The organism is Moraxella sp. I5G, from assembly GCF_055193055.1.
Genome location: NZ_JBUXLH010000004.1, coordinates 129775 through 145399 on the forward strand (window position 1 = coordinate 129775; position 15625 = coordinate 145399).

A 15625-nucleotide genomic window follows, 5' to 3' on the forward strand; every position below is an offset into this window, starting at 1 on the left:
TAAAAAAACCAAAAAACCATCTGGAAATCAGGTGGTTTTTTGTTTTAATATCAGTTAAAATTAATGCCTGTAAGTTGCCATTTACGCAATTATACCAATTTTTTGATACGAATAATTTGCCTAATTCGGCTATTAAGTTTTATAATGGGACAAAAAAATGAGCAATGAAGAACAAACGACATTTAATATGCGTGTTGGTAGAACAATTTAAAAAAGCTGCCAAAGAAAATAATCGAACTGCCAGTCAGCTGTTGCGCGATTGCATGATTGATTATGTTAAAGAACATCGCCAATCTACATTAAAAGAGTAATTGATAAAAGAGTTATCTATGTTTAAAACTTTTTTGGGTGGAAAAATTCACCGCGCCACTGTTACAGGGGCAAATCTAAATTACGTTGGCAGCATCACAGTTGATGTTGATTTATTAGAAGCCGCTGGCATTGATATTAATGAAAAGGTGCAAATTGTTAATAACAATAATGGTGAACGTTTTGAAACTTATACCATTGCCGGCAGACGTGGTAGTGGCGAGGTTTGCCTTAATGGTGCGGCAGCACGCCTTGTTCAAGAAGGCGATGTTGTGATTATTATGTCTTATGTTTTATTATCTACTGATGAAATTAAAACCCATTTGCCAAAGGTTGTTTTGGTGGATGAACGCAATCAAATTACTGACACCCTATCCTATGAACCAGCCAATACTGTTTTATAGTATCGTTTATTAGTTTTAGAAATAAAAAAAGAGTGTTTTATAACACTCTTTTTGTTTTACCTAAAATAAACTTAGGCTTGCAATGCTTTGATTGCTTTATTTAAGCGGCTTTTATGACGAGCGGCTTTATTTTTGTGGATAATGCCTTTGTCTGCCATACGGTCAATTACAGGTACTGCTTTTTTATAGGCTTCAGTTGCCAATTCGTAAGATTTTGCTTCAATAGCGGCAACGACACGTTTGATGTAAGTGCGAACCATAGAACGTTGTGATACGTTTTTAGCGCGTTGTTTTACGTTTTGACGAGCGCGTTTGCGAGCTTGGGCTGAGTTTGCCATAATAAATCCTTAACTAAGGTAAAAATAAAAGGGGCTTCACTTAGTGTAGGCGATAATTCAGGCAGCCACCGAATTACCAATGTTATTATTAACAAAGGAGACACGTTGCCTAACACAATCCGCCTATTCTACTAAATTTTCAGATGTTACACAAGATTTTTACCTGAAAAATTGCCGTTTTTAGCTCAATCAATTAAAAATTTTCTTTAATGCCTGAAAGGGAAGCGTAACCACATCAAAAGCTACCGCAAATGGAAATAAAACCAATTTTTCTACAGGGTCGCTGTCGCCTTTACGATAAGCGGTTTCTTCTTTGGTGGTATAGATGGTTACAGGATAAAGACGGCTTAAAGATTTTAGACTGTGTTGATTGCTCACAACGGGATATACCGCACCTTCTAAACTAATATTAAAACAAAAACTTTGGGCTTGTAGTTCTTTTTCGTTGTATGTGGTGCATTCCTTCACATTATGTTTTAGGAAAAATTGAGCGTCTTTTTTACTAAAATCTTCTTTGAGTCGTGTGTATTTTAAAGCCAACGTTCCTGTAAACTTTCCATCATTATTTGCTGAATAAAAATCAAGCGGCTCACGCAGACTCACATAGTCTGGGTCTAAATACCCAAGCAAACTAGTGAATTCTGACCCACCTTGAGTCAAAACATAACTGTGTTTTTGCCCAACAATCACCACTGCATCATCAGGTGCATTGGCTATGCGAGTAGCAGGCTTACCAAAAGCCAAAACTGAATCCTCAACCAATGTTTGTCTGGTTTTTTTAACATAGCTACCGCCAGAATCTTTAGTCATTAAGGTTTTAGTAGCACAGCCTGACAAAACAACAGAACCCAGCATTGCAGCAAGTACGGTTTGAGTAGCAAATTTTTTCATAAATAACCCTTATTTAACAATAAGTTAATATCTTGATTATAAAATAATTTAGAATATTTGTAAACTGTTTTCTGTTTTTGATTGTTTATCGTCCAATTGTTTTGTTTTTAAATTTTTATTTCAGGGTTTTTATTTTTTTGGCATCTGGATTAATTAAATTTTGATAAATATTTAATGTATTTTTCACCATTTCTTCAATAGTATATTCGTGAGTTATGGCGGGGCGAATGGGATTTTGTAAGTGAAACTTGACTGATTTACACAAAGCAAATGCGGTTTCTTCTTTAACCAAACCTTGCGGATAAGTTATTGTCAAAATATCTGCAAACGCCCCTTTTGACCAACCAATCACAGGAGTGCCTAAATGAACTGCTTGAATGGCTGTAATACCAATACTTTCAGGGTAATTTGCCAGCGCCAAAACAATATCTGCCGACGCCAGCCATTCTCGCATGTCAGGCGGTCGTTTACCCACAAAAGTAACGCGTTTTTGTAAATCCAATGCATACAATTTTTGCACAAATTCTTCTTGAGCCAAATCAAGTTCGTTGGCAGTAGCTAAGTCATCGTCCATAATTACAGCGTGAATTTTTGGAAATTTTTCTTGTAGATTACCCAAAATATCAATCAACCAATCCTGTCCATACTCGCTACCGATAGGAGTTGGAAAGACTAGCCATTTTTTATATTCTAATTCAGGGTGTTGAGCAAAAACGCTTTGTAGCCAATGCACAGAAGAATGATGACGATAAGGGTATTTTTTAACGTCAACACCGCGACGCACACAAATAATTTTTTTGGTTAATTTATCAGCAAAACCATCAGGTGATTCTTCTTGTTTGGCTGCTAAATTTTCCTTTAAATACCGATCAATGCTACGAGAAGCACTAATGATGATATCAGCAAAAAATAGTGCTTTAGTGTATGAATTCAAAGGATAAAAACCATACACCGTTGCAATAACTTTTGGACGTTTTTCTTTTGGCAACCAGCTCATTGACATATGCAGCACCCATGCCGGTGTACGTGAATGCACATGAATAATATCTGGTTTATGCTGTAAAATCAAATGCTTGAGCCGAAAAATATGCCGAAGCGCCCACCAAGATTTTTTTGGCATGGCCATTTGATAATAAATTGTATCATCTCGCAAAAGCCGAGTAACCAGTTCGTGATTTTTATCAGCGCAGCCAATCACCACCGATTTATGCCCCGCTTTTGCCATAGCATGAGTGATGGCATAAATGCCACGTTCGGATTCATCGTATTTTAAAGATGATAATAAATGCAAAACTTTCATTGCTTAAGTTTGTTGGATTGATTATTGATAAACAGTACCATCATGATTTATAAAACCGCCAATAAGTTTTGCACATGTTCTTTAGCTTTTACATTACGATAACTTGCCAAAATTTTTCCTTGATTATCAAATATAAAAGTAGAACGCACCACACCAAAATATTTTTTACCATACAGCTGTTTTTCTTTAAATACATCAAAATAATAACTCAGCTGTTTTTCAATATCAGAAATCAGTCCAATCTGTAAATCGTGTTTTTGAATGAATTTTTTGTGTGAGCTCACATCATCAGGTGACACCCCAATAACAGTATAGTCTTTTTCAGCTAATTTTGATAAATTTTTAGTAAAATCAACTGCTTGAATCGTACATCCTTGGGTATGATCCTTAGGATAGAAATATAAAATTAATCCTTTTTGACTATCTTTTATCCAATTTACTAAAGAAAGTTTACTCTCTATTGTTTCATTGGCTATTTTTTGTACTAAAGTTACCAAAAAATCTGGCAAAATCAGCGTTTCAGCAGTGTTTTTCATCAGTTCATCCAAATAATCTTAAAAATAGATTGTTCTATTGTAGCAAAAAAAATTTTTGAACAAAATATTGTAAATTCTTAGTTGTAAAATTGTAATAATTCTATCTTTACAGTAAAATTACTGCTTTTACGCAAACAGGATGACGGTAGATGTCTTTACTTTCCTATTTTCAAATCCAAGAACGGGACTCTACCGTTCGTCAAGAAGTCATAGCAGGTTTTACAACTTTTTTAGCTATGGTCTATTCAGTGATTGTGGTTCCAAATATGCTTTCTCAAGCAGGATTTCCTGCTGAATCGGTATTTATCGCTACTTGCCTTGTGGCAGGGTTTGGCTCGCTCTTGATTGGTTTTTTGGCAAATGTACCTATGGCGATTGGCTGCGCCATTTCTTTAACCGCTTTTACCGCGTTTAGCTTAGTTTTAGGCAGTAAAGTTAGTGTACCTGTAGCTTTGGGAGCAATTTTTTTAATGGGGGTATTTTTTACCCTAATTTCTGCCACGGGCATTCGAACTTGGATTTTAAAAAATCTACCCAGTTCTATTGCTCACGGAGCAGGCATTGGTATTGGCTTATTTTTACTTTTAATTGCCGCCAATAACGTTGGATTTGTTGTTAAAAATGATGCGGGTCTACCTGTTAAAATGGGTGATTTTACATCCTTTGGCGTCATTATGTCATTGCTTGGTTTGGCGGCAATTATTGGTTTGGAAAAACGTCAAGTAAAAGGGGGCATTTTATGGGTTATCATCGCCATCACAACCATTGGTTTAATATTTGATTCAAATGTTAGCTTTAGTGGCTCGCCCATCAAAATTCCACATGTTGGTGATGATTCATTATTTTTTCAATTAGATATTGCTGGTGCTTTAGATAAAACAGTGTTGCCTGCAGTTTTTGCTTTGGTAATGACCGCAGTTTTTGACGCCACAGGAACCATTCGTGCTGTCGCTGGACAAGCAGGCTTAATTGATAAAAATGAACAAATCATTGGCGGTGGCAAAGCTCTTACTGCAGACTCTGCATCCAGTTTATTGTCAGGATTATTTGGCACAGCCCCTGCTGCTGTTTATATTGAATCAGCATCTGGAACAGCCGTTGGCGGCAAAACTGGATTAGTTGCTGTTGTTGTGGGTTTATTATTTTTAGCAATGCTATTTTTGCAGCCATTAGCGTTTTTAGTGCCCAGTTACGCGACCGCCCCTGCGCTGATGTATGTTGGGCTTTTAATGTTAAGTAATGTTTCAAAACTTGATTTTAGTGATTTTGTTGAAGCAATGAGCGGCTTGGTTTGTGCTGTTTTTATTGTTTTGACTGCCAATATTGTTACGGGCATCATGCTTGGATTTGCAACCTTAGTAATTGGACGCTTGGTTTCAGGAGAGATAAACAAACTAAATATTGGCACGGTATTAATTGCTGCTGTTTTAGTTGCTTTTTATGCACTTGATTATGCAATTTAGGATTAGGTTTTATTAAACAATAAAAAACCGACTTAATTTTAAGTTGGTTTTTTTATTTGTTTTAAGATGAATGGCGGAAGTTGTGAGATTCGAACTCACGGTGGGCTACAAACCCACGCCGGTTTTCAAGACCGGTGCATTCAACCGCTCTGCCAAACTTCCAAAGGTAGTAAAAATGGCGGAAGTTGTGAGATTCGAACTCACGGTGGGCTACAAACCCACGCCGGTTTTCAAGACCGGTGCATTCAACCGCTCTGCCAAACTTCCGTAGGCGTGTATTATATAGATTTTTTGCTGAAATGCAAGTATTTTTTAATTTTTAAAAAATTTTTGGTACACGTCTGGGTGTACTAATTTCTTCAATACTGATAAACTCTTCATTACGGCAATTGTTTTGTGGGCGTACAATATCTCGTACTAAAGCAGCTACTTCATAGACCACGCGACGACTGTGCATCAAGTTATTTTTTGGTTTTCTCCAATCTAAGGGCAACACCAAAGGCGCCTCATAAGGATAGGTTTGCACGCCTGCTTTTGCAAATTGTCGTCTAGCTCTTGCCATATGATAACGATCGGTTACCAAATAGATACTATTTGATAACTCATGATATTTTAATAACTTAGCAGTAAAAATTGCATTCTCACACGTGTTCATGCTGGCATTATCACTTATCATAAACGAGTATAATTTTGAAGTTTTTAAATAATCACTCAGCCAAGGCGATTCGGCACCACTGGTAATAATTGGGAGCTTAGTTTGTTGGTGCAGTTGATAAGCGGAATCGGCGCGCAGTTTACTATAATGATTTAGAATAATTTTACTACCATCTTGATTGGTTTGTTTTGTCAATCCCCCACCAAGCACAACAATGCTTTGGGGAGATTTGTCATTTTTTGGCAACGTCATAACCGAAAAAAATGATAAAAAATGAACACCCAACCATGAAAACACTGGAGTAAATGGCAAAACCCCTATCACAACAAGTAACAACAATAATTTTACAACAAACAACAAAAACCGTTTTTTAAATGACGGTTTTGGTTTGTTATTATCAGAACGTTTTCGGGCAAAAATTTTACCAAACATCAAGCAACCAATATCTTTTATTTAGACTTCCAAGCTATTTATCGTTTTGATTAAGAAACACCACCTTGACCATCCACCCATACTGGTTCGCGTTCAAGCACTACGCCAAAGGTTTGATTTACCGCTTCTATGATAAAATTTTGGGCGTTTTGAATATCTTGTTGGGTTGCTTGATTTGGAGCATTGTTTACCAATACCAATGCCTGATCTTTATGCGTTAAAATTGGTGCCACGCCTTTACCTTTAAGACCTGATTTATCAATAAGCCAGCCAGCAGGTAACTTGACTTGATTTTCATCGACTGCATAGCAAGGTAAATCTGCAAACTTTTGTTTTAATTGATGAAATTTTTCCAATTGAATAATGGGATTTTTAAAAAATGAGCCACAATTTGGTAAAATTTTAGGGTCAGGCAGTTTTTCTTGACGAATACTTATAACCGCCTCAAATACATCACTAGGTAATAGATCAGCATGCTGATTTTTCGTAGAAATTTGCTGTGCCACTTTTTCAACATCACCATAACTGGTAATAACTTGATTGGGATTTTTGTGTAAACAAAATGCTACTTCTGTAATCAAATAACGATTGGGGTTTTGTTTAAAAAAGCTGTCTCGATAAGCAAATTGACATGCCTGATTATTAAGCAACATCTTTTCGCCTGTCATTAAATCGTAAGCAATAACATAATCAATAAAATCAGAAACTTGTACACCATAAGCGCCGATATTTTGCACAGGACTTGCCCCTACCAGACCCGGAATTAATGCCAAATTTTCCAGCCCATACCAACCATTTTTTAGACAAGTTTCTATCAAAGCATGCCAATTTTCACCACTTTGAACACTGATGATTATTCTTTCATCTGACTCTTGAACAATTTGAATGCCAAATAAAGATGGAGAAATAACTAGAGCATCTAAATAATTAGGTAGCAACACATTACTACCGCCTGACAAAATAAAAATGGGTAATTTTTGCTCTTTAGCAAAATCAATTGCGGGTTTGATTTGGCAAACGTCTGTTATCTTAACAAAAGTACGGGCAATACACTTTAAAGCCATTGTATTAGCATGGCTTAAATCATAGTTAAACATTGCAGAGATAGTATTCACGATTCACTTTCCTAACTATTACATAATGTTATTTTACAACTTGGTTAAATTTTGATTATTATTTTGCCAAATTGATATCCAGTTATCAGCAGTTTTTTGTATCTGAACAAACATTTGTCTAAAATCATCAAGATTGCCATAATAAGGGTCAGCAACATCTACTGTATCAAATGCTAAAAGTGTACCAATTGGCTGATTTAAATGAAAATCTTGAGCCTTTTTTTGTAATTTTTGCAAGTCATTAAAATTATTTTTATCCATGGCAAAGATAATATCAAAACGATAAAAATCTTCCCATTGAATTTGCCTGGCTCGTAGCTGACTTAAATCATAGCCTAGTTTTTCCCCTACCGTTATCGCTCTATTGTCTGGTTTTTCACCAATATGATAGCCGGCTGTACCTGCTGAATCTAACACAATATCAAGGTTTTTTTGGGTTATTTTTTGACGCAAAACCGCTTCAGCTGATGGCGAACGGCAAATATTACCTAAACAAACCAATAATACAGATTTTGGAAAATTCATACAATCCCCTTTTTTACCATTGGCTATGTAATTTTTGCAAATTACGGCGTTCTTTTTTATTAGGTTTGGTGTCAGGTTTGGCTAAATTTTGCCATTTTCTTTGCTCAGCAAGAAAAGCTCTAGTGATGATACTTTCTTCAGTCTCTTCATATAAACTGCTAGCAATGGTGAAATTAGCTCTTTGTTCTGATAGCGCCTTGACAATAATGGTTTTTTGTTCCTGTGTGCTGGCATTACCCTGTCTAATGGTCAAAATATCGCCAATTTTTAATTCCTTACTGGTTTTAATTTTTTTGCCATCCATATGAACTCTTCCACCTTCAATTGCTTCTTTTGCCAAAGAGCGTGTGCGAAAAAAACGTGCTGCCCAAAGCCATTTGTCAGCGCGTACTTTTAAAATGGTTTCTGCAGGATTTGATGTTGTCATAATTTTTTACCAAAAAATAAAAACAAAGCAATGCCAAAAAAGCACTGCTTTGATAATAAAATGCTATTTCAAGATGAATTAATAAGCACAAAACTCAACATCTGCAACTTTTAAATCAGGAGAAACAAAAATTCTATATTTTCCTGATTGGCTAACTTTATAACTAGCGCCAGTAACGCCCTCTTCTAATGGAGAGACTTTTGCATTACGAGGGTTTAATACTTTATTTATTTCTCCATCATTAACATTAACAGTCAATGTTTGCCCTTTTGTTAAATATAAGCTAAAGGCATCAAGATTGGACACTGCACCAGAATAAGAACTGCAATAACTACCTTTAGTAAACTTTACAGGAATATCTTTTGCTGAGACTTGAGTTGCTGATAATGCTAATAAACCAAAAACAAAAAGTAATGACTTTCTCATAACATCGCTCCATCTAGACCGTGGCAGTTAAATAACTTAATATCCAACTACTGCCAAGTTACATTCAACCTCAATTTACTTATGCGTTTATTTTACTTTAATAAAAATAACATCTAAATCTTTGGTGGGCTTAAAGTTTTTTTCAACAACTTGGAATTTACCTTGACCAATTTTATTGACCTTACCTTTGCCTGCCCAACAAAATGAAGTCACTTCGTCGTTATCACGCTCAACGGTTAATTTAAAGTTCTCAATTGGTTTTGCCCAATTTGCTCCCGTTGTCAAAATATACCCCAAAGAAGAGTAGGTATTACCCATTTCTGTTTTGTTTAGTAATTTTTTAATACCATCATCTATGCAAAACATTTCGTGTTCACTTTCTGTTACAGCAACACTTCCACCAATCAAAGGTTTGTAACTGTGTTTGATGTTGGTAACACTATTTGCTTTAAATAGTTGCTGCCAGCTATAAACAACTTGACTTTCCCAATACACAGCATACAGTAAATCATCTTCAGAATTCATATCAACATTGCTGGTACTGCCAATGAGTTGTTTTAATTTTGGATTATCACATTTTAATAATTTACGATGAATTGCTGACAAATCACCTTTTACCGTCCAAGGATATTGTATTTCTTTTTCTGTCACACCACAACTTTTGAATTCTTCAGTCACATCAATTTGTTTAGCTTCAAAATCCAAACTTCCATCTTTGGTTAATGGGTACATAAAAGCACGAACATGAGTTTGGTAATTAACAGGTTTATCATTTACCAAAATTTTAAAACTATCAATCGTTTCTGCAGTATCTGAAAAATTATAATCCTGTGGTACAGGAACACTAGGCAAGGGAAATAAAACGGTTTCAGTAATATCTTTATTACTTGTATTTTTAAATTGATAATCAACCTTAATTAAATTTTTACTAATCTGCAAATCTTCGCTTTGCATGGCAATTTTATCGTTTTTAATATACTCTACACCACCAGTAGCAACATAACCTATAGAATCATTGGCAAAGACACTACCAGCAAATCCTAGACACAAACTTACCAATAATGTTTTTGATAATACTGTTTTATTAAAAACTTTCATAAATCACCTTGTATATTAAACTATAAAATAAATAAATTATTTCACTAATGCTGAAATGGTTTTAAAGGCTGGGTTTTTTGATGATTGGCAAAGCTCAAATAAAATCATTTCAGTACTAACCACGATAACACCCTGTTGTATCATACGTTTTAATGCCAAGTGCTTATTTTGAGCTGTACGTGAACTGGTTGCATCAGCTACCACCACTGGCGTAAACCCTAATTGCAATAAATCCATTGCGGTTTGCAATACACAAATGTGTGTTTCTATTCCAAACAGCAATACAACTGGACGATTATTTTGCTTTATCTTCTGAAATGTTATCTCATCATCACAAGAACTAAAAGTATTTTTTTCTAGAATGTTATTTTCTAGGTTTTTATTAAATACATTTTTGATATCTGGTATTGTATTTCCCAAACCTTTAGGGTATTGTTCATTAATTATTAATGGGATATTTAGTGCAGATAACCCTTGAATTAATATTTTGGCATTTTTTATAATAACTTCGTAATTGTCAATATGCGGTATTAATTTTTCCTGCATATCAATCAATAACGCTTGAGTATCTTTTGGTAAAATACGATACATCATTTGTCCTAATTTTCTATTTAGAAAATACCATTACAAATTTTTGATTATTTTTTGATTGTGAGTGAAAACCCACGGGTTTATAAACTGTACTTAATTCCATACGGCAAGCACTGCCATCAAAAAAACCAATCCACTGTTTGGGCAATTGGAAGTAATATTGGGTATAGGTTAAAAACTGAGGCACTCGCCCTACTGAAGACGGCGAATAAGGAATCTCATGTTTATCTGCTTTAACACCCGTTACTTCTTCTATTAATTCTATACTTGGGCATTGATTTTCCTTAAAGGAAAATTCCACTGAACCTAATAGCTCTGAAATGTCCATTTCATAAGGATTCAACCAAACCTGAAATCTTATATGATTTAAGGCATGATTTGGGTTATCTTTTATGTCATTATAAAATATCACAACTGATTCATCAAAAGTATTTTGAGTAACTTTATTATATAAATCTGACTCACCAAACGCTTGGCCCACCGCCTTTAAATTCATGAATTGATTATCTTGTGCTAGTTGGAAAATAGCTTTGATAGTTTTTATTTGAGCTTTTTGATTGTTGATTTTTTGCGTATCACTTTCTTTATAAGCAGCTTTTGCACAAGCTTGCTGATTAAAAATCAGCAAAAATAAACCAAATAATAATGTAAACTTGTTCATAGTTTATATATTTAACAATCAATGGGTTTATTCTATCACAACTTATTCATAAATATCACTATTTGTTGTTAATTTATGTTATTTAATCATGGTCATCGGGTTGATATAACTGTTATTTTTTAACATACGAAATTCAGTCAATACTACCCCATTACCACTAGCGCGCATACTGGCAATTTTTTGACCTGCTTTTACATTTTGCCCTTCTTTAACAACAGCATCTTTAATAAACCGATACTCTGTAATCATGCCATCAGCATGACGAATGGCAATAGACGCATCAGGCATGCTATTTTGGTCAGCATAAATCACCGTTCCCGCCTGACTGGCCATAATAATATCGCCATCTTTACCCATAAACCAAACACCCTGAGTTTGTATTGACTTTCCATCAATTTTACGCACAGCTCCAAAATGTCGAACGATTTGACTTTGCCGACTGACAGGGTAAACAAACCCATTGGAATTAGCCGTATTTTTAGTTGAAATAGGCTGAGACGAGCTTTGTTTTGTAGACGATGGAGTAATGACAGGCATTGTTGTCGATGGTTTAGGAACCGATGCGTTATCAGTATTTAAAATGATTTTGGTGTTATTTTTTGGTTTTTGAGGTGTTTTGGCTACCGTTTCACTTTGGGTATTGTGTTTGGTACCGCCCTTCCATAAAATCAGCCACTGTCCCGTATAAATTGTATTATCACGGTCTAGACGGTTATTTTTTGAAATGGTTTGTTTATCTATTTGAAAACGTTTAGCAATTTGCCCAACTGTATCACCCTGTCTAACCTGATAATAATTTGGAACACCTTGAGCATTGTAAGCAATTTTTGGTTGAGAAGTTGCTGACTGATACGTTGGTTTTGACGCACATGCTGACAATAACAAAATAACCAAAGCCGCGCCCGCCAAATTAATTTTTTGTGTCATCATTTTTTTAACCCATTAAATTTTATCAATATTTTTTGAATATACACTTGTAATTTTACCATCATGTAGACGATATGCAAGTAATTGACCGCCCCAAACATAGCCTGCATCCAAAGCTTGTACATAGTCTGTTTGCACTTGAGCTTCTAGTGCCGCCCAATGCCCAAACAAAATTTTGCGCTTTCTAGGTACTTGCCAAAAAAACCAAGGCAAAAACCCTTTGGGCATTGGGTCGTTTAATGATTCTTTAAATGAAAATTCTAACGTGCCATGTTCATCACATAATCGCATTCGGGTAAAATAGTTGGCAATCGCACGCAAACGAGAATAGCCCTGCAAATCCTTTGACCAGATATCGGCTTTTTTGCTGTACAAGTTCGGCAATAATTTATCAAGTTTTTTTAAACTACCGCCCAGATGCGCTTCCAGTTCTTTAGCGTATTTTTTAGCTTCTTTAACGCTCCAATTAGGCGGTATACCAGCATGGGTTAAAACGGTTTTTTCATCAGGCAGCGCCAATAAAGGTTGACAGCGCAACCAGTTTAATAGCTCATCACAATGAGGGCTTTGTAAAATGCTTTGGGTTTTATCTTTGGGTTTGGCAGCAACAAATCCGCGCCAAACCGCCAATAAATTAATATCATGATTTCCCAAAACTGTTGTCAAAGCACCCTTTTTTGATAATCGCTTTACCTCTGATAAAGTTGCTAAAGAGTCCTCGCCGCGCGCCACAATATCCCCACAAAGCCAAATTTTATCTAAATTTTCATCAAACAAAATGGCTTTTTTTAACTGTTCAAATCCTTCAAAACAGCCCTGCAAATCGCCAATGACGTACTGATAACGGTAATTTTCTTGGTGATTCATATTCTTTTTTCTAAATAATTATGAATTTAAATTTGTTATTTTAGATAAAGCCATATCTGATAACTGAACAAAATCAGCGACGGATAAATTTTCTGGTCTTGCCATTGGGCTGATATTGATTAAATTAAAATCTTCATCAGTAAAAACAGGCAAGGTAGCAACGGTTTTAAAAATTGAACGTAAAGTTTTGCGACGATGATTAAAGGCTTCACGAACAACCAACATCAACAATCGTTCGTCTTTAGCAGCTATTGGTTTTTGTTTAAAAGGGATTAAACGAAAAACTGCACTGGTGACCTTGGGCGGAGGGTTAAACGCTCCTTTTGGTACGGTTAATAAATACTCTGTTTCACAAAAGTATTGCATCACAACTGACAATCTGCCATATTCTTTTGTGTCTGGTGATGAGGTTATTCTATCCACAACTTCTTTTTGAAGCATAAAATGCATGTCAATAATAACATCACTAAATTCCAATAAATGAAATAAAATGGGTGTTGAAATATTATAAGGCAAATTTCCCACAATACGAAAAGACCCTTTGCCCAATTTTTCTGCTAATTGACGATAATTTATCAACATAGCATTGTCATTAATAATTGTAAAATCAGGATGACTATTAGCACCAATGGTCATTTTCAAACCATTTGCCAAATCCCTATCCAGCTCAATCGCCGTCATACCATTGACTTCAGCAAGCAAAGGTTCTGTCAATGCCCCAAGACCTGGACCAATTTCTAGCAAATTATCGGAATGTTTTAAATGAATACTATCAACAATGTGACGAATGACACTCGTATCATGGAGAAAATTTTGTCCAAAGCGCTTACGTGGATTGTGTCCAAGTTGTTTGGGTGTACGCATATTCATTTAATCTGCCTTTTGCAACTGTATTTAAACATAGTTAAACATTTGTATTTAATTTTATAAGTTTTATAAGGTTTAATTGCACCTTGGTTATTCATTGTACCTTGATTACTCAAAAAATTAAACCATTTATCTGATTTCACTTCTTAATCCTCCCAACTCAATAAAAGCGTTGCATTTTTAGCAAAAATCTTCTATAATGTTGGCTGTTTTTTGAGAGCCCTTCGTTTCCCCAACTCAAATTTATAGTCAAATCAAGATATTATCTTGAATTGATGAATAATTTATCTCTCTCAAATCCATTTTTTGTATAGGTTTTATATGACTACTACCATCAGTGCCAAACCCGCTGAAGTTGTACACGATTGGTATATCGTGGATGCTGAAGGCAAAACATTAGGTCGCTTGGCGAGTGAAATTGCTTCTCGTCTGCGTGGCAAACATAAGCCTTGCTACACACCACACGTTGATACTGGCGATTATATCGTTGTTATTAATGCTGACAAAGTAGCGGTAACCGGCAAGAAAGCCGAAGATAAAAAATACTATCGTCATACTGGTTATCCTGGCGGTATTAAAGAGACTAACTTTACCAAGTTAATCGCTCATAAACCTGAAGATGTGCTGCATAAGGCTGTTAAAGGCATGTTACCAAAAGGTCCACTTGGTTATGCAATGATTAAGAAATTAAAACTGTATGCGGGTACAGAACACCCACACGCAGCCCAACAACCTAAAGTGCTAGACATCTAATCAAGGAGACATTATGGAACGCAATTACGGCACTGGTCGCCGCAAGACTTCTACTGCTCGTGTCTTCCTATCTAAAGGCACAGGTAATATCATCATCAACGGCAAAGCACTTGATGAATATTTTGGTCGCGAAACTTCTTGTATGGTGGTTCGTCAACCATTAGAATTGCTAAACGTTGTAACTGATTATGATTTATACATCACAGTTACTGGTGGTGGTGCTAGCGGTCAAGCTGGCGCAATTCGCCACGGCGTAACTCGCGCATTAATTGAAGCTGACGAAACCTTCAAACCTGCCCTAAAAGCAGCTGGATTTGTTACTCGTGATGCTCGTGAAGTTGAACGTAAAAAATTGGGTCTGCACAAAGCGCGCAAACGCCCACAATACTCAAAACGTTAATCCCATCTTCGTTTTGTTTAAACCCTATCATTTACTTGATAGGGTTTTTATTCTCAACGTTCATTTAATTAAATGTTAATTTAATATTTTTAATCATTTGGTGAGAGTTTTGAGTATCCAAATAACCTTGCTGATAAAGTAACTGGAAATTTGGGCTATTCATAATTTGCCTTTGTGCAATTTCATAAACTTGGATCTGGCGTGATTGTGCCTTGTTTTTTGGTAACTGCTCCACATCAAGCGACGGATTATCGCTCAATACATGCAACTGATTATCAATTTTAGCTTGTTGGAAATATTGAGTAAATTTGCATACAAAACTCTTAAATGTTACATTGGTCTGCATGTTTTTATTGGTGGTGTAAAAAGTGCATTCACCATCAATACTGCCCATCATAATGGATTGACTCGCCAAAGCCAGTTCATCTGCATCCAACCACTGATTTTCTCTAGCCAAGCTTAGCCAATAGTCCCATTTGTCAGCTGTCCACACACCTGTTAGTTCTTGAACTGGTGGTTTTAACATCCTAGATAATTGTTGCTGATTAATTGGTAAATGAGAATCAATTCTCGTGGGATTCGCTAAATTTTCATTCGCTAAATTTTCATTCGCTAAATTTTCATTCGCTAAATTTTCATT

Annotated in this window: 20 protein-coding genes, 2 tRNA genes and 1 pseudogene; 5 read left to right on the top strand and 18 right to left on the bottom strand. The window is 35.6% G+C overall.

The window, feature by feature from the left end:
• Positions 1 to 164: 164 nt before the first annotated feature.
• Positions 165 to 311, top strand: coding sequence for a hypothetical protein (locus tag ACZBKJ_RS03670; RefSeq protein ID WP_463199569.1), 147 nt, complete (start codon positions 165 to 167; stop codon positions 309 to 311).
• 18 nt (positions 312 to 329) lie between these two features.
• On the top strand, positions 330 to 713 hold the full coding sequence (panD, locus tag ACZBKJ_RS03675; protein WP_463199570.1) for an aspartate 1-decarboxylase: 384 nt from the start codon (positions 330 to 332) through the stop codon (positions 711 to 713).
• Positions 714 to 784: 71 nt separating this feature from the next.
• Here the strand turns inward: panD and rpsT are convergent, their stop codons facing one another.
• The 4 genes from rpsT to ACZBKJ_RS03695 form a co-directional block, all read right to left on the bottom strand.
• On the bottom strand, positions 785 to 1051 hold the full coding sequence (gene rpsT, locus ACZBKJ_RS03680; protein ID WP_463199571.1) for a 30S ribosomal protein S20: 267 nt from the start codon (positions 1049 to 1051) through the stop codon (positions 785 to 787).
• Positions 1052 to 1240: 189 nt separating this feature from the next.
• Positions 1241 to 1942 carry a YidX family protein gene (locus ACZBKJ_RS03685; RefSeq protein WP_463199572.1) on the bottom strand — a complete coding sequence of 234 codons (702 nt, stop codon included), beginning with the start codon at positions 1940 to 1942 and terminating at the stop codon, positions 1241 to 1243.
• A gap of 115 nt (positions 1943 to 2057) precedes the next feature.
• Positions 2058 to 3242, bottom strand: a complete 1185-nt coding sequence (locus ACZBKJ_RS03690; protein WP_463199573.1) for a glycosyltransferase family 4 protein — start codon at positions 3240 to 3242, stop codon at positions 2058 to 2060.
• 47 nt (positions 3243 to 3289) lie between these two features.
• A complete protein-coding gene (locus tag ACZBKJ_RS03695) occupies positions 3290 to 3778 on the bottom strand; it encodes a peroxiredoxin (RefSeq protein WP_463199574.1) in 489 nt (162 codons plus the stop codon).
• A 149-nt stretch (positions 3779 to 3927) separates the two neighbouring features.
• Between ACZBKJ_RS03695 and ACZBKJ_RS03700 the strand changes: the two genes are divergently transcribed.
• Complete coding sequence (locus tag ACZBKJ_RS03700) at positions 3928 to 5241, top strand: NCS2 family permease (protein WP_463199575.1); 1314 nt, start codon at positions 3928 to 3930, stop codon at positions 5239 to 5241.
• A 71-nt stretch (positions 5242 to 5312) separates the two neighbouring features.
• Here ACZBKJ_RS03700 and ACZBKJ_RS03705 read toward each other — a convergent pair.
• The 13 genes from ACZBKJ_RS03705 to rsmA all read right to left on the bottom strand — a co-directional run bounded on the left by ACZBKJ_RS03705 (position 5313) and on the right by rsmA (position 13829).
• Positions 5313 to 5403 (bottom strand) — tRNA-Ser (locus tag ACZBKJ_RS03705).
• 14 nt (positions 5404 to 5417) lie between these two features.
• Positions 5418 to 5508, bottom strand: a tRNA-Ser gene (locus tag ACZBKJ_RS03710).
• A gap of 52 nt (positions 5509 to 5560) precedes the next feature.
• Positions 5561 to 6328, bottom strand: coding sequence for a YdcF family protein (locus ACZBKJ_RS03715; RefSeq protein WP_463199576.1), 768 nt, complete (start codon positions 6326 to 6328; stop codon positions 5561 to 5563).
• 50 nt (positions 6329 to 6378) lie between these two features.
• Positions 6379 to 7443 (bottom strand): UDP-N-acetylmuramate dehydrogenase, encoded by a 1065-nt coding sequence (gene murB / locus ACZBKJ_RS03720; RefSeq protein WP_463199577.1) that lies wholly within the window; start codon positions 7441 to 7443, stop codon positions 6379 to 6381.
• A gap of 33 nt (positions 7444 to 7476) precedes the next feature.
• Entirely contained in the window at positions 7477 to 7968 is a 492-nt protein-coding gene (locus tag ACZBKJ_RS03725) for a low molecular weight protein-tyrosine-phosphatase (RefSeq protein WP_463199578.1), read from the bottom strand.
• Between the two features lie 13 nt (positions 7969 to 7981).
• Entirely contained in the window at positions 7982 to 8395 is a 414-nt protein-coding gene (locus ACZBKJ_RS03730) for an RNA-binding S4 domain-containing protein (RefSeq protein ID WP_463199579.1), read from the bottom strand.
• A 78-nt stretch (positions 8396 to 8473) separates the two neighbouring features.
• Complete coding sequence (locus ACZBKJ_RS03735) at positions 8474 to 8821, bottom strand: hypothetical protein (RefSeq protein ID WP_463199580.1); 348 nt, start codon at positions 8819 to 8821, stop codon at positions 8474 to 8476.
• An 87-nt stretch (positions 8822 to 8908) separates the two neighbouring features.
• On the bottom strand, positions 8909 to 9919 hold the full coding sequence (locus ACZBKJ_RS03740) for a DUF4424 family protein (protein WP_463199581.1): 1011 nt from the start codon (positions 9917 to 9919) through the stop codon (positions 8909 to 8911).
• A gap of 36 nt (positions 9920 to 9955) precedes the next feature.
• Positions 9956 to 10510, bottom strand: coding sequence for a hydrolase (locus ACZBKJ_RS03745; protein ID WP_463199582.1), 555 nt, complete (start codon positions 10508 to 10510; stop codon positions 9956 to 9958).
• A gap of 16 nt (positions 10511 to 10526) precedes the next feature.
• Entirely contained in the window at positions 10527 to 11171 is a 645-nt protein-coding gene (locus tag ACZBKJ_RS03750; protein WP_463199583.1) for a hypothetical protein, read from the bottom strand.
• Between the two features lie 78 nt (positions 11172 to 11249).
• Positions 11250 to 12101, bottom strand: coding sequence for a peptidoglycan DD-metalloendopeptidase family protein (locus ACZBKJ_RS03755; RefSeq protein ID WP_463199584.1), 852 nt, complete (start codon positions 12099 to 12101; stop codon positions 11250 to 11252).
• Positions 12102 to 12113: 12 nt separating this feature from the next.
• On the bottom strand, positions 12114 to 12965 hold the full coding sequence (locus ACZBKJ_RS03760; RefSeq protein WP_463199585.1) for a symmetrical bis(5'-nucleosyl)-tetraphosphatase: 852 nt from the start codon (positions 12963 to 12965) through the stop codon (positions 12114 to 12116).
• 18 nt (positions 12966 to 12983) lie between these two features.
• Positions 12984 to 13829 carry a 16S rRNA (adenine(1518)-N(6)/adenine(1519)-N(6))-dimethyltransferase RsmA gene (rsmA, locus tag ACZBKJ_RS03765; RefSeq protein WP_463199593.1) on the bottom strand — a complete coding sequence of 282 codons (846 nt, stop codon included), beginning with the start codon at positions 13827 to 13829 and terminating at the stop codon, positions 12984 to 12986.
• A gap of 324 nt (positions 13830 to 14153) precedes the next feature.
• On the opposite strand from rsmA, the gene rplM reads away from it, so the two are divergent.
• Together rplM and rpsI are read left to right on the top strand one after the other, a co-directional pair.
• The gene (gene rplM, locus ACZBKJ_RS03770; protein WP_463199586.1) at positions 14154 to 14585 is read left to right on the top strand and encodes a 50S ribosomal protein L13; all 432 of its coding nucleotides are present in this window, start codon (positions 14154 to 14156) and stop codon (positions 14583 to 14585) included.
• 13 nt (positions 14586 to 14598) lie between these two features.
• Positions 14599 to 14985, top strand: coding sequence for a 30S ribosomal protein S9 (rpsI, locus tag ACZBKJ_RS03775; protein WP_463199587.1), 387 nt, complete (start codon positions 14599 to 14601; stop codon positions 14983 to 14985).
• Positions 14986 to 15049: 64 nt separating this feature from the next.
• Here rpsI and ACZBKJ_RS03780 read toward each other — a convergent pair.
• Positions 15050 to 15625: pseudogene (locus ACZBKJ_RS03780) on the bottom strand (hypothetical protein); the annotation flags it as partial.

What these genes read in the sequence shown, in the direction of transcription:
- ACZBKJ_RS03670 (WP_463199569.1), top strand. Translation starts at nt 165, where the DNA reads ATGAAGAACAAACGACATTTAATATGCGTGTTGGTAGAACAATTTAAA.
- panD (WP_463199570.1), top strand. Translation starts at nt 330, where the DNA reads ATGTTTAAAACTTTTTTGGGTGGAAAAATTCACCGCGCCACTGTTACA.
- rpsT (WP_463199571.1), bottom strand. Translation starts at nt 1,051, where the DNA reads ATGGCAAACTCAGCCCAAGCTCGCAAACGCGCTCGTCAAAACGTAAAA.
- ACZBKJ_RS03685 (WP_463199572.1), bottom strand. Translation starts at nt 1,942, where the DNA reads ATGAAAAAATTTGCTACTCAAACCGTACTTGCTGCAATGCTGGGTTCT.
- ACZBKJ_RS03690 (WP_463199573.1), bottom strand. Translation starts at nt 3,242, where the DNA reads ATGAAAGTTTTGCATTTATTATCATCTTTAAAATACGATGAATCCGAA.
- ACZBKJ_RS03695 (WP_463199574.1), bottom strand. Translation starts at nt 3,778, where the DNA reads ATGAAAAACACTGCTGAAACGCTGATTTTGCCAGATTTTTTGGTAACT.
- ACZBKJ_RS03700 (WP_463199575.1), top strand. Translation starts at nt 3,928, where the DNA reads ATGTCTTTACTTTCCTATTTTCAAATCCAAGAACGGGACTCTACCGTT.
- ACZBKJ_RS03715 (WP_463199576.1), bottom strand. Translation starts at nt 6,328, where the DNA reads ATGTTTGGTAAAATTTTTGCCCGAAAACGTTCTGATAATAACAAACCA.
- ACZBKJ_RS03725 (WP_463199578.1), bottom strand. Translation starts at nt 7,968, where the DNA reads ATGAATTTTCCAAAATCTGTATTATTGGTTTGTTTAGGTAATATTTGC.
- ACZBKJ_RS03730 (WP_463199579.1), bottom strand. Translation starts at nt 8,395, where the DNA reads ATGACAACATCAAATCCTGCAGAAACCATTTTAAAAGTACGCGCTGAC.
- ACZBKJ_RS03735 (WP_463199580.1), bottom strand. Translation starts at nt 8,821, where the DNA reads ATGAGAAAGTCATTACTTTTTGTTTTTGGTTTATTAGCATTATCAGCA.
- ACZBKJ_RS03740 (WP_463199581.1), bottom strand. Translation starts at nt 9,919, where the DNA reads ATGAAAGTTTTTAATAAAACAGTATTATCAAAAACATTATTGGTAAGT.
- ACZBKJ_RS03745 (WP_463199582.1), bottom strand. Translation starts at nt 10,510, where the DNA reads ATGTATCGTATTTTACCAAAAGATACTCAAGCGTTATTGATTGATATG.
- ACZBKJ_RS03750 (WP_463199583.1), bottom strand. Translation starts at nt 11,171, where the DNA reads ATGAACAAGTTTACATTATTATTTGGTTTATTTTTGCTGATTTTTAAT.
- ACZBKJ_RS03755 (WP_463199584.1), bottom strand. Translation starts at nt 12,101, where the DNA reads ATGATGACACAAAAAATTAATTTGGCGGGCGCGGCTTTGGTTATTTTG.
- ACZBKJ_RS03760 (WP_463199585.1), bottom strand. Translation starts at nt 12,965, where the DNA reads ATGAATCACCAAGAAAATTACCGTTATCAGTACGTCATTGGCGATTTG.
- rsmA (WP_463199593.1), bottom strand. Translation starts at nt 13,829, where the DNA reads ATGCGTACACCCAAACAACTTGGACACAATCCACGTAAGCGCTTTGGA.
- rplM (WP_463199586.1), top strand. Translation starts at nt 14,154, where the DNA reads ATGACTACTACCATCAGTGCCAAACCCGCTGAAGTTGTACACGATTGG.
- rpsI (WP_463199587.1), top strand. Translation starts at nt 14,599, where the DNA reads ATGGAACGCAATTACGGCACTGGTCGCCGCAAGACTTCTACTGCTCGT.